Origin of the sequence: Salinarimonas sp. NSM (assembly GCF_052380005.1) — a bacterium.
Taxonomy (GTDB): domain Bacteria; phylum Pseudomonadota; class Alphaproteobacteria; order Rhizobiales; family Beijerinckiaceae; genus Salinarimonas.
Genome location: NZ_JBQTCJ010000093.1, coordinates 1 through 11,877 on the forward strand (window position 1 = coordinate 1; position 11,877 = coordinate 11,877).

The window sequence follows — 11,877 nt, forward strand, 5'->3', positions numbered from 1 at the left end:
GGGCACTACCGCGTGGGCGGGCTCTCGCCCTTCCTCAAGCTCGGCGAGCGGGTCGCGATCCCGGGACCCGACGGCCCGCGGATCGGCGAGGTGGTGCGCATCGATGCCGAGGGCGCCACCGTCAAGCCCTTCGAGGGCGCCATCGACGCGCGGCTCGAGACCCGTGCCTGGCGGATGGAGCCGGTCTCGCTCCAGCCCGACCCGACCTGGAAGGGCCGCGTCGTCGACGCGCTCGGGCGCCCGATCGACGGGCGCGGACCGCTGCGCCAGGGCACGGACGTCGTCCACCCCTTCCGCGAGCCGCCGCCGGCCATGCGCCGCGCCCGGGTCGGCGGGCACTTCCGCACCGGCGTGCGGGCGATCGACCTGTTCACGCCGCTCTGCGCCGGCCAGCGCATCGGCGTCTTCGCCGGCTCGGGCGTGGGCAAGTCGACGCTGATCTCGATGCTCGCCGCCGCGCAGGCCGTCGACACGGTGGTGATCGCGCTCGTCGGCGAGCGCGGGCGGGAGGTGCGGGAGTTCCTGGAGGAGACGCTCGGGCACAATCGCGACAAAGCGGTGATGGTGGTCTCCACCGGCGACGAGAGCCCGATGATGCGGCGCCTCGCGCCCAACACCGCCATGGCGGTGGCCGAGTTCTTCCGGGATCGCGGCGAGCACGTGCTGCTCATCGCCGACAGCGTCACCCGCTACGCCCACGCCGCCCGCGACGTGGCGCTGGCCGCCGGCGAGCCCGCGGTCTCGCGGGGCTATCCGCCGAGCGTGTTCTCCGACCTGCCGCGCCTGCTCGAGCGCGCCGGCCCCGGCTTCGAGGGGACGGGGGGCACGATCACCGGGATCTTCTCGGTGCTCATCGACGGCGACGACCACAACGACCCCGTCGCCGACGCCATCCGCGGCACGCTCGACGGCCACATCGTGCTCGAGCGCTGGATCGCCGACCGCGGCCGCTACCCGGCGATGAACCCGCTGACCTCGATCTCGCGGCTCGCCCGCAAGGTCTGGTCGTCCGACGAGCAGGCCCTGGTGCGCTCCTTCTGCGCGCTGATCGCCCGCTTCGAGGAGACCCGCGACCTGCGCCTGATGGGCGCCTACCAGCAGGGCGCCGACGCCGACCTCGACCGGGCGGTGGCCATCGTGCCCAAGCTCTACGACGCGCTGAGGCAGGACCCGTCGTCGCCCAAGAGCGAGGATCCATATCGGGAGCTGGCGGTGCTCTTGAAGGGGTGAGCGGGGGCCGGTCCGCACGAGAAAGCCCGGCGGACTGCGCGTCCGCCGGGCTGCTCGCGTTCCGCGTAGGGGCGCCGGCTCAGTACCGGTAATGCTCCGGCTTGAAGGGGCCGGTCTCCTTCACGCCGATGTAATCGGCCTGATCCGGGCGCAGCTTCGAGAGCTTGGCGCCGATCTTCTCGAGGTGGAGCATGGCCACCTTCTCGTCGAGGTGCTTGGGCAGCACGTAGACCTGGTTCTCGTACTTGCCCGTGTTCTGCCACAGCTCGATCTGCGCGAGCGTCTGGTTGGTGAACGAGGCGGACATGACGAAGGACGGGTGGCCCATGGCGTTGCCGAGGTTCACGAGCCGCCCCTCGGAGAGCAGGATCATGCGCTTGCCGTCGGGGAACTCGATCTCGTCGACCTGCGGCTTGATGTTGGTCCACTTGTAGTTCCGCAGGGCCTGGACCTGGATCTCGTTGTCGAAGTGGCCGATGTTGCAGACGATCGCCCGGTCCTTCATCGCCCGCATATGGTCGGCGGTGATCACGTCCTTGTTGCCGGTGGCGGTGACGAAGATGTCGGCGCGCGGGGCGGCGTCCTCCATCGTCACGACCTCGTAGCCCTCCATGGCGGCCTGGAGCGCGCAGATCGGATCGACCTCCGAGACCATCACGCGGCAGCCGGCCTGGCGCAGCGAGGCGGCCGAGCCCTTGCCGACGTCGCCGTAGCCGGCGACCATGGCGAGCTTGCCGGCCATCATCACGTCCGTGCCGCGGCGAATGCCGTCGACGAGGGACTCGCGGCAGCCGTACAGGTTGTCGAACTTCGACTTCGTGACCGAGTCGTTCACGTTGATGGCCGGGAAGAGCAGCTTGCCCTCCTTGGCCATGATGTAGAGCCGGTGCACGCCCGTCGTCGTCTCCTCGGAGACGCCCTTGATCGAGGCGGCGAGCTCGTTGAACCAGTCCTTCGGCTTCTCGGCGAGCAGGCGGCGGATCAGCGCGAAGAGGATCTCTTCTTCCTCGGAGCCCGGCTTGTCGAGGAAGGCGACGTCCCCGTCCTCGGCGCGCTTGCCGAGGTGGACGAGCATGGTGGCGTCGCCGCCGTCGTCGAGGATCATGTTGGGCATGCCGCCGCCGTGCCAGTCGAACAGCTTGGCGGTGTAGTCCCAGTAGTCCGTCAGGCTCTCGCCCTTCCAGGCGAAGACCGGGATGCCGGCGGCGGCGATGGCCGCGGCGGCGTGGTCCTGCGTCGAGTAGATGTTGCACGACACCCAGCGGATGTCCGCGCCGAGCGCCTTCAGCGTCTCGATCAGCACCGCCGTCTGGATGGTCATGTGCAGCGAGCCGGCGATGCGCGCGCCCTTGAGCGGCTGCGACGGCCCGTACTCCTCGCGCGTGGCCATGAGGCCCGGCATCTCGGTCTCGGCGATGGAGATCTCCTTGCGGCCCCAGTCGGCGAGCGAGATGTCCTTGACGATGTAGTCCTGCGCCATCGGTTCGTGTCCCTCGATGAGTGTCGTGGCTGTGCGGATGCGGGTGCGGACCCCGTGGTCTCGCGATGCCATAGCAGACCGTACGGCAGATGGCAATCAACATATAAACATGTCTTTATGTCCTTGTTGCGGCGATGGTGGCGCACGTCTCACCGCAGCCGCGCCGAAGCGGGGCGCGGCGAAGGTCGGGCGGAGGCTGGGCCAGGTCTCTGGGAAGGTCTCCGGGAAGGGCTCCGGCCAGGGCTCCGGCCAGGGCTTTGGGCAGGGCTTTGGGCAGGGCTCCGGCCGCCGGCGTGGGCGTGGGCGAGCCCACGCCGGCGCAGCCGTGTTCCGGCTAGACGCCGACCGCCTTGAACAGGTCGAGCATACGCTTCAAGACGACGCCGATGCTCGTGCCTTCCGGAAGCAGGACGGCCAGCAGCAGCGTGATCGCCGGATAGAACGCCGAGAGCGAGAAGACGCCCGTCGCGAGCGTGCGGAGCGGGACCGGAGGCATGGTCCAGACCTGCTCGCGCAGTTCCGTGAGCTTGCCGATCTCGCCAATCGCCTCTTGCTCCCGCTCGAGATCCGACGCGTGCCGCAGGCGCTCGACGGCGCGCTTCAGCGGCTCGAGCAGCACGGTATCGTATCGGTCCCGGAGCGCGGCACGCGCCTGCCGGTAGGCCCGCGCGATGGCGTAGAATGGCCGCAGGAACCCGAGGTAGAGAACCGTGAGTGCGATGAGCAGAAAGGCGAACTGTGGAATGACCCACGCCATGTATTCGTCGTATGCAAGGTCGGCACAGCCGAAAGTGAGCAGATCGGGCCACCCCGTCGCTCCAGGTCCGCGCCAGCAGGTCAGGAACGAGCCTGGATGCTGGAAGGACACGAACAGCCACGTCGACAGCCAGATGATCGGAACGAGCATGAGGACGGCCTCGTAGGCCACGAACTCGCCCAGGCGCCGCCATCCGCCCATCTTGTCCGCGTGCCCCGGCAGGAGCCGGACCGTCGCCAGCCGCGTGCGCACGTGCCGGGCGAAGGCGCCGTAGGCGGCGGCGGTGCCGAGCCTGTGGCCGGCGAGCGCACCGAGCAGCGTCGACCCGAGGAGGAACGCGATCTCCTCGTCCCCGGCGAAGACTCCGGAGAACGCGCTCACGATGCCCAGCAGCATCACGGTGGCGACGACCAGCGCGGTCGACCAGGCCCAGCGTCTCCTGCGCAGCTCGATGTAGGACAGCGCGCCCGGCGCGATCGGCAGGATCTGGTCGTGGTCGAGCTGCCGGATCATGTCGCCGAAGAGCCGCTCGAGCGGAAGCGACAGCCACAACGCCAGGAGAGCGACGAGGAAGCCCGACGCCATCATCGGGTCGAGCAGCGTGCCGCTCATGCCCGCCTGCCGCAGGTCCTGCATCGCGAACTGGCCGAAATCGGCGATGGCCGCCAGCTCGAGCCGTCCCTCGCGCAGGAAGATCGTCGGCCTCCCGTCGGCCACCCACACCGGAACTCTGTAGGGGCACGGCTCATCCTCTCCGCAGGTCGGATAGGTGCCGAGGATCTCGCCGAGGTACACCAGCGCGAGGATCGTCGCCGAAACGGTCCCGAGGACGATCAGGAGGCGCTCGACCGGTCGGACCCATCGCGCGAACGCGTCGATGGGCCGGAAGAGGATCGTCGAGCGACCGCCGCGCATCGGACGGCTCCGTATCGAGACTGGCGGATGCAAACTAGGCCATATTGCGCGACGAGGGAATGCGCTTCGCCACTCTTCGGTGGCCGCCGAGCGCATCTCCGAACGTGCGCGCGGCCGTGAGGCTTCCGCCGACGCGGGCCGGCTGCACCGATGTGCGCCGCCTTGACTTCCCCGGACGTTGCGAGCAGTGTCCGCGCGCCTCGCGGGGGGGCCTCCCGGTCCCGCGCGCCCGCCCGTCCCATCACCGCGGTTCGATGCGCACCTATCTCGATTTCGAAAAGCCCGTCGCCGAGCTCGAAGCCAAGCTCGAGGAGCTGCGCGCGCTCGGCGCGGAACGCGACGCCGTCGCCATCTCCGACGACATCGTGCGGCTCGAGGCGAAGGCGGCGGAGGCGCTGGCGGGGCTCTACGCGGCGCTCACGCCCTGGCAGAAGACGCTGGTCGCCCGCCATCCCCAGCGGCCGCACTTCTCGGACTACGTGCGCGGCCTCGTCGACGAGTTCACCCCCATCGCCGGCGATCGCAAGTTCGGCGAGGACGAGGCCATCGTCGGCGGCTTCGGGCGCTTCCGCGGCCAGCCGGTCTGCGTCATCGGGCAGGAGAAGGGCTCGGACACCCGCGCGCGCATCAGGCACAATTTCGGCATGGCCCGCCCGGAGGGCTACCGCAAGGCGGTGCGCATCATGGAGCTCGCCGACCGCTTCGGCCTGCCGGTGATCGCCTTCGTCGACACGGCCGGCGCCTATCCGGGCATCGACGCCGAGGAGCGCGGCCAGGCGGAGGCGATCGCGCGCTCCACCGAGGCCTGCCTCGCGCTCGGCGTCGCCAACGTCGCCGTCGTCATCGGCGAGGGCGGCTCGGGCGGCGCCATCGCGCTCGCCACCGCGAGCCGCGTGCTGATGCTCGAGCACGCCATCTATTCCGTGATCTCGCCGGAGGGCGCCGCCTCGATCCTGTGGCGCGACGCCGGGCGCGCGCAGGACGCCGCGACCGCGATGAAGATCACGGCTCAGGACCTGCTCCGGCTCGGCGTCATCGACGCGATCGTGCGCGAGCCCGTCGGCGGTGCGCATCGCGACGTCGCCGCCGTGATGGAGGCGACCGGCAACGCCGTCGCCACTGCGCTCGCCGAGCTCGCGCCGCTCTCGCCCGATGCCGTGCGCGCGGCCCGGGCGGACAAGTTCCTCGCCATCGGTCGCAAGCTCAAGCTCGGGTAACGAACCGTTCACCATACGTGAAGACTGCGCCCCCGGGGGGTGGTCTTGCGGTAAGGCTCGCGTAAGGCTAACGATCCTACGGTGCGGGGGACGAACGGCGCGCACGACGCGCCGGCGAAGAGGTGCGCCGACGCGCGCGAGGAAGTGGGGACCCCATGGTGAGAAGAGCCGCTCTCGTGGCCGCGATGGCGCTGGCGCTGGCCGCCTGCCAGGAGCGCACCGTCTCGTCGAACAAGCACCTCCAGCCGATCCCGCCGCAGACGCTAACGCTGATGGCCTCCAAGGGCATGGACCAGGACGACCCCATCCTGGTGCGCGTCTTCAAGATGGAATCCGAGCTCGAGGTCTGGAAGAAGGGCCGGGACGGCCGCTACGCGCTGCTCGACACCTATCCGATCTGCCGCTGGTCGGGCCAGCTCGGCCCGAAGATGCGCGAGGGCGACCGGCAGGCGCCGGAGGGCTTCTACGCCGTCTCGCCGGCGCTGATGAACCCCAACTCGAGCTTCTACCTCTCCTTCAACACCGGCTTCCCCAACGCCTACGACCGCACCCACGGGCGCACCGGCTCGCATCTGATGGTGCACGGCTCGTGCACCTCGCGCGGCTGCTTCGCCATGACGGACGAGGCGATCGCCGAGGTCTACGCGCTCGCCCGCGAGGCCTTCGAGGGCGGCCAGCGCGCCTTCCAGTTCCAGTCCTACCCGTTCCGGATGACGCCCGAGAACCTCGCCCAGTCGCGCTACGACCCCAACATCGCCTTCTGGCGCAACCTCAAGGAAGGCTGGGACCACTTCGAGGTGACGCGCCTCGAGCCGTCGGTCGAGGTCTGCGGCGGGCGCTATTCCTTCGGCACGCAGAACTGCACGCCCGTCGATCCGACCGTGACGGCGATGGTGCGCCAGCGGGCGCAGGCGGACGAGATCGAGGTCGCGCGGCTGATCGAGGCGGGCAAGCCGGCGGTGCGGGTGGTCTACGAGGACGGCGGCGGCCATCCCTCCTTCGGGCTCGCCACCGCCCGCCAGACGGACGTGTCGAGCGCCACCGCCTTCGCCGCGCTCGACGCCGGACGTAACCGCAACGACGATCGACTCGGCGTCGTCAGCCGGCCCGAGGCGCTCGCCGCGGGGCCGCGGCTGGTGCCGGTCGATTCGCGCGGGCGCCCGCTCGAGGAGGCCACGCCGACGGCGGTCGCCGTCCAGACGCGGCCGGCCGCGCCCGCCGCCGCTCCGGTGGCGACGGCGAGCGTGCCGACGTCTGCCCCGGCGACGGCTGCGGCGACGCCCGCGGAGCCCCGCGAGCCGTTCTATGCCCGCATGCTCGGCGGCCTGTTCTCGACCCTGCCGCTCGGCGGCGCGCCCGCCGCGCGCGACCCCGCGACGACGGCACCCGTGCCGCCGCAGCGCGGTGCGTCGGTCGCGCCGGGCACCCAGCCGCTGTGGCCGTCCTCGGGCTATTCCTCGCTCGACTGATCCGGCGCCCCATAGCGTCCGCAATCTCCGCCTACCCTCCCGGGAGCCGATCGCTTCCGGGAGGGTTTTTCATGCGTTCCGTGCGCCTCGTCGCCACGCTGCTCGGCGCCGCGCTCGGCGTCGCGTCGGCGATGCCGCCTGTCGCCGCCCTCGACCTGCCCGCGCCGCCGCCCGCCGCCTCGCCGCCCACGACCGAGGACGTGCTCGCGGCGACGCTGGAGGAGGTGCTCGCGGCGAAGGGCCGGGCGGTGCACCTCGCGCTCGTCGACGCGGAGGCACAGCGCAACGGCATCCCCGTCGCGCTCGCCGAGGCGGTGGTCACGGTCGAGAGCGCCTGGGACCCGGCTGCGCTCGGGGCGCTCGACGAGGTCGGCCTGATGCAGGTCCGGCCGGGAACGGCCGCCATGCTCGGCTTCGGCGGCAGCGTCGCGGCCCTGCGCCTGCCGGCGGTCAACGTGCGCTACGGCGTGCGCTATCTGGCGCGGGCCTGGCGCCTCGCCGACGGCGACCTCTGCACCGCGCTGATGAAGTACCGTGCCGGGCACGGAGAGACGCGCATGAGCGCGCGCTCGGTGGCGTATTGCGTGCGCGCCATCGCCCACCTGAAGGAGATCGGCTCGCCGCTCGCCGACGCCGAGGTCCCGCAGGCGGTCGCCGTCGCCCGACGCGGCGGTGGCGGGGGCGGGGGCTACGACTCCGCGCTGTGGCGCCGCCACCAGGAGCGCCTGCGCGCGATCGAGAGCCGGCTGCCGAGCTCGGCCTTGTCGATCGCGCGCTGAGGTTGACGAGCACTCCTCGATACGTCATGAATGAGCACAAGTAGACGGAATGCGCGCAACAAGGAGACGCCGATGCGGATGAGGAGGAAGCCCAGCATTCCTGGACCGGCGTCGTTCTCCGCCGATCGAGGTGCGGGACGTGGACGCGTGCTGCTGCCGGATGGGCGTTTCGCGACGCATCTCGACGAGATCGCCTCCCGGCGGGTGCTGGACGTCGCTGGGCGCGAGGTCGGTCGCGCCATCGCGGAGATCGAAAGGGGAAGCTTCGATGCCGTCCGCGAGCGCCACGACGCGGCCTGATCTTCCGGACGACGGCTACTACAATCCGACCTTCGAGACGCTGGATGCCATGGCCGCGAACCCAGCGGCGGCCGCGCTCGCGTACTATCTCTACAAGAGCGGCAAGCGGCAATGGGTGACGCAGTTCCGCCTCGCTCACGGTCGGGCACCGTCGGAATCGGAGCTGCGCTCGCACGCGGCCACGCAGACGGACGAGGTCCTGCGTTCCTATCTCGCCAGGGCCGGCCAGATCCTCAATGCGGTCGGCGAGACGGCCATCGCGGAAGCGGAGCCCCACATCCTCCGCCGGGCACTGCAGGGTCGCAACTGGGCATCGTTCTGGGTCTCGCTCGCCGCGACCTTCGTCTTCACGGGCATCCTGGCGGCCGTCGTGGGTATCGCCGCGATCATGGGGTTCGGGCTGCCGATCAGCTTCTCGGTCGGACCGGAGATCGCGCGTTGACGAGACCCGCCACCGCCCTGCGCACCCACGCCCCATTACCGACGCCCCTGCCCAGCCCGCGCGAGACAGCCGCCCCGCGAGGCTGTAGAGCGAGGGAATGCGTCACGCCCGATTCCTCCTGCGCCCCGACACGCTCGGCCTCACCGCCACGCTCGCGATGCTCACCTCGCTGGGGCCGCTGTCGACCGACATGTACCTGCCGGCGCTGCCGGCGATCGCGCAGGCGCTCGAGGCCACGACGCCGCAGACGCAGGCGACCCTTTCGGCCTTCCTCGTCGGCTTCGCCTGCGGGCAGTTCCTCTACGGGCCTCTGTCGGATCGGCTCGGCAGGAAGCCGCTCCTGTCGGTGGGCCTCGCGCTCTTCCTCGTGGCCACGCTCGCCTGCGCGCTGGCGCCGACGATCGAGGCCCTCTCGGCGGCGCGCTTCGTGCAGGCGCTCGGCGCATCGGGGCCGATCGTGCTCGCGCGCGCCATCGTGCGCGACCTCTACGACGGGCCGCGGGCGGGGCGGGAGCTGTCGCGCATGGGCACGATCATGGGCCTCGTGCCGGCGATCGCGCCGATCCTCGGCGGGCTGATCTTCGCCGCGCTCGGCTGGCGGGCGATCTTCGGGGCGAGCGCCGTCGGGGCGATCGCGCTCGCGATCGTCGTGGCGCTCGCCCTGCCCGAGACGCTGCGCGCGCGCGACACGAGCCCGCTCTCGCTCGGCTCGATCCTGCGCGGCTTCCGCGACCTCCTGCGCCACCCGACCTACCGGGTCTACGTCGCGCTCAACACGCTGACCTATTCGGGGCTGTTCGCCTTCATCTCGGGCTCGAGCTTCGTGCTCCAGGGCGTCTACGGCCTGTCCGAGCTCGCCTTCGCCTTCTCCTTCGCGACGATGGTGATCGGCTACATCGGCGGCACCATCCTGGCGCAGCGGCTGGTGCCCGTGCGCGGGCTCGACGGCACGATCGTGGTCGGCCTCGGCGCGCAGGCGGCGGGCGGGGCGGCGATGCTGGCGCTGGCGCTCGCCGGCACGGGCTCGTCGCTCGAGATCACCCTGCCGATGGCGCTCTACGCGCTGGGCGTCGGGCTCACCATGCCGCAATCGATGGCCGCCGCGATGCAGCCCTTCCCGGAGCGGGCGGGCGCGGCGTCCTCCTTGATGGGCATCTGCCAGATGTCGGTCGCGGCCATCGTCGGCATCGGGCTCGGCGCCGCCGTGGCGACGACGCCTCTGGCACTGCCGGGCGCGATCGCGGCGCTGGGCGCGCTCGGCTGCGGCGTCTTCGTGATCTCGCGCGGGGTGCGTGGGGCGGCCCCTCAATAGATCCCGAAGATCCGCTCGATGAAGCCCGGCTCCGTCGGGCGCACCCAGTCCGAATTCTCGTTCGCGGGCGGGGCGGCCGGGCCCTGGGCGACGGGGGCGTTCCACAAGGGCGTCGGACCCTGCCAGACGCCGCCGCCGGGGAGCGCGACCGGCGTCTCGCCGGCGAGCGCCGCCTCCATCGTGCGGCTCCAGACCATCACGGGCAGGTTCCCGCCGGACGCCCGGCGCGTCGGCGTGCCGTCGTCGTTGCCGACCCACACGCCGGTGACGAGCGCGCCGGTGTAGCCGACGAACCAGGCGTCGCGGAACTCCTGGCTCGTTCCGGTCTTGCCCGCGCCCTCCCAGCCGGGCAGCTCGGCGCGCCGCGCGGTGCCCATGGTGAAGGTCTCGTGCATCATGGCGTTCATCATCGCCACGTGCTCGGGCTCGATCACGCGCCCCAGCGAGAGGTCGCCGCGGCGGTAGAGCACCGGACCGTCGGCGGCGTGGATCTCCGAGATGACGTAGGGGATCACCCCCTCGCCGCCGTTGGCGAAGGCGGCGAAGGCGCCGGTGAGCTCGAGCGGCGTCACCTCCGACGTGCCGAGCGCGATCGAGGCGTTGGGGTCCATCGGCGAGGCGATGCCCAGCCGCTGGGCGACGCGCACGACCTCGCGCGGCCCGACCTCGGCGGCGAGTTGCGCCGCGATCGTGTTGAGCGACAGCGCCAGCGCCTCGCGCAGGGTGACCGGCCCGCGGAAGTCGCGGGAGTAGTTCTCCGGCGACCAGTTGCCGATCGTCACCGGCCGGTCCTCGCGGATCGTGTCCGGGGTCAGGCCCGCCTCCAGCGCGGCCAGGTAGACGAAGGGCTTGAAGGCGGAGCCCGGCTGGCGCCGCGCCTGCGTGGCGCGGTTGAACTGGCTCGCCCGGTAGTCCTTGCCGCCGACGAGCGCGACGATGGCGCCGTCCGGCCGCATCGTCACGACCGCGCCCTGCGAGACGCCGTAGGTGCCGCCCTCCGCGGCCAGCGTGGTGCCGAGCGCCTGCTCCGCCGCGGCCTGCACGTCCGGCGCGATCGTGGTCATCACCACGATGTCGTCCTCGACCGTGCCGATGAAGTCGTCGAGCACGTCCATGATGTAGTCGGCCGCGTAGTTCGCCGTGCCGCTGCCCTCCTGGCGCACCGCCGCGGCGGGGCGCGAGAGCGCGGTGACGAGGCGCGTCTCGTCGATCAGGCCCTCCTCGCGCATGGCCCGCAGCACCACCTCGGCGCGGGCCTGGGCGCCGGACGGGTTGCGCGTGGGCGCGAGGCGCGAGGGCTGCTGCACGAGGCCCGCCAGCATCGCGGCCTCGGACAGCGTCACGTCCCGCGCCGACTTGTCGAAGTAGCGCCGCGCCGCCGCCTCGACGCCGTAGGCGCCGGCGCCGAAGTAGACGCGGTTCATGTACAATTCGAGGATCTCGGCCTTGGAGTAGGTCCGCTCCAGCCAGAGCGCCAGGATCGCCTCCTGGATCTTGCGCGAGATCGTCCGCTCCTGGGTGAGGAACAGGTTCTTGGCGAGCTGCTGGGTCAGCGTCGAGCCGCCGTGCAGGCCGCTGTCGCCGCGCAGGTTCGTGACGATCGCGCGGGCGATGCCCTGCGGGTCGACGCCCCAGTGCGACCAGAAGCGCCGGTCCTCGATCGCCACGAAGGCGTCGGGCAGATGCTCGGGCAGCTCCTCGAAGGGCACGTTCGAGCCGCCGGTCTCGCCGCGGTTGGCGAGCAGCGTGCCGTCGGACGCGAGGATCGCGATGTTGGGCGGGCGCTTGGGGACCTGGAGCTGGTCGATCGGCGGCAGCTGCGTGGCGTGCCAGGCGACGACGCCCGCCACCGCGATCGAGGCCCAGATCCCGAGCACGAAGGTGGAGTAGACGAGGTGGCCCAGGAGCGAGCGCCGCCGCCGCGGCCGGCCGCCGCGCCCGCGGCCCGATCCGCCCCGCGAGGCCGAACGCCCTCC

At 71.6% G+C, this 11,877-nt stretch carries 9 protein-coding genes; 6 read left to right on the forward strand and 3 right to left on the reverse strand.

The genetic code is table 11. The features are described 5' to 3' along the window. On the forward strand, nucleotides 1-1,230 hold a 1,230-nt coding region (fliI, locus tag ACTZWW_RS21740), incomplete at its 5' end, for a flagellar protein export ATPase FliI (RefSeq protein ID WP_444783057.1). Nucleotides 1,231-1,309: 79 nt separating this feature from the next. On the opposite strand, the gene ahcY is transcribed toward fliI, so the two are convergent. Both ahcY and ACTZWW_RS21750 read right to left on the reverse strand, forming a co-directional pair. Beyond that, nucleotides 1,310-2,710 carry an adenosylhomocysteinase gene (gene ahcY / locus ACTZWW_RS21745; protein WP_444783058.1) on the reverse strand — a complete coding sequence of 467 codons (1,401 nt, stop codon included), beginning with the start codon at nucleotides 2,708-2,710 and terminating at the stop codon, nucleotides 1,310-1,312. Between the two features lie 334 nt (nucleotides 2,711-3,044). Next, entirely contained in the window at nucleotides 3,045-4,382 is a 1,338-nt protein-coding gene (locus ACTZWW_RS21750; RefSeq protein WP_444783059.1) for a hypothetical protein, read from the reverse strand. Between the two features lie 254 nt (nucleotides 4,383-4,636). On the opposite strand from ACTZWW_RS21750, the gene ACTZWW_RS21755 reads away from it, so the two are divergent. From ACTZWW_RS21755 to ACTZWW_RS21775, 5 genes are all read left to right on the forward strand, one after another. Continuing rightward, a complete protein-coding gene (locus ACTZWW_RS21755; protein ID WP_444783060.1) occupies nucleotides 4,637-5,599 on the forward strand; it encodes an acetyl-CoA carboxylase carboxyltransferase subunit alpha in 963 nt (320 codons plus the stop codon). Between the two features lie 155 nt (nucleotides 5,600-5,754). Then, nucleotides 5,755-7,068, forward strand: coding sequence for a L,D-transpeptidase family protein (locus tag ACTZWW_RS21760; RefSeq protein WP_444783061.1), 1,314 nt, complete (start codon nucleotides 5,755-5,757; stop codon nucleotides 7,066-7,068). A 71-nt stretch (nucleotides 7,069-7,139) separates the two neighbouring features. After that, nucleotides 7,140-7,847, forward strand: a complete 708-nt coding sequence (locus ACTZWW_RS21765; protein ID WP_444783062.1) for a transglycosylase SLT domain-containing protein — start codon at nucleotides 7,140-7,142, stop codon at nucleotides 7,845-7,847. 268 nt (nucleotides 7,848-8,115) lie between these two features. Further along, a complete protein-coding gene (locus tag ACTZWW_RS21770) occupies nucleotides 8,116-8,589 on the forward strand; it encodes a hypothetical protein (protein ID WP_444783063.1) in 474 nt (157 codons plus the stop codon). 97 nt (nucleotides 8,590-8,686) lie between these two features. Then, nucleotides 8,687-9,901 carry a multidrug effflux MFS transporter gene (locus tag ACTZWW_RS21775; RefSeq protein WP_444783064.1) on the forward strand — a complete coding sequence of 405 codons (1,215 nt, stop codon included), beginning with the start codon at nucleotides 8,687-8,689 and terminating at the stop codon, nucleotides 9,899-9,901. Here the strand turns inward: ACTZWW_RS21775 and ACTZWW_RS21780 are convergent. Then, nucleotides 9,895-11,877, reverse strand: a 1,983-nt coding sequence (locus tag ACTZWW_RS21780) for a transglycosylase domain-containing protein (protein ID WP_444783065.1), incomplete at its 5' end; no start/stop codon positions are given. The genes ACTZWW_RS21775 and ACTZWW_RS21780 overlap by 7 nt on opposite strands.

What these genes read in the sequence shown, in the direction of transcription:
- ahcY (WP_444783058.1), bottom strand. Translation starts at nt 2,710, where the DNA reads ATGGCGCAGGACTACATCGTCAAGGACATCTCGCTCGCCGACTGGGGC.
- ACTZWW_RS21750 (WP_444783059.1), bottom strand. Translation starts at nt 4,382, where the DNA reads ATGCGCGGCGGTCGCTCGACGATCCTCTTCCGGCCCATCGACGCGTTC.
- ACTZWW_RS21755 (WP_444783060.1), top strand. Translation starts at nt 4,637, where the DNA reads ATGCGCACCTATCTCGATTTCGAAAAGCCCGTCGCCGAGCTCGAAGCC.
- ACTZWW_RS21760 (WP_444783061.1), top strand. Translation starts at nt 5,755, where the DNA reads ATGGTGAGAAGAGCCGCTCTCGTGGCCGCGATGGCGCTGGCGCTGGCC.
- ACTZWW_RS21765 (WP_444783062.1), top strand. Translation starts at nt 7,140, where the DNA reads ATGCGTTCCGTGCGCCTCGTCGCCACGCTGCTCGGCGCCGCGCTCGGC.
- ACTZWW_RS21770 (WP_444783063.1), top strand. Translation starts at nt 8,116, where the DNA reads ATGCCGTCCGCGAGCGCCACGACGCGGCCTGATCTTCCGGACGACGGC.
- ACTZWW_RS21775 (WP_444783064.1), top strand. Translation starts at nt 8,687, where the DNA reads ATGCGTCACGCCCGATTCCTCCTGCGCCCCGACACGCTCGGCCTCACC.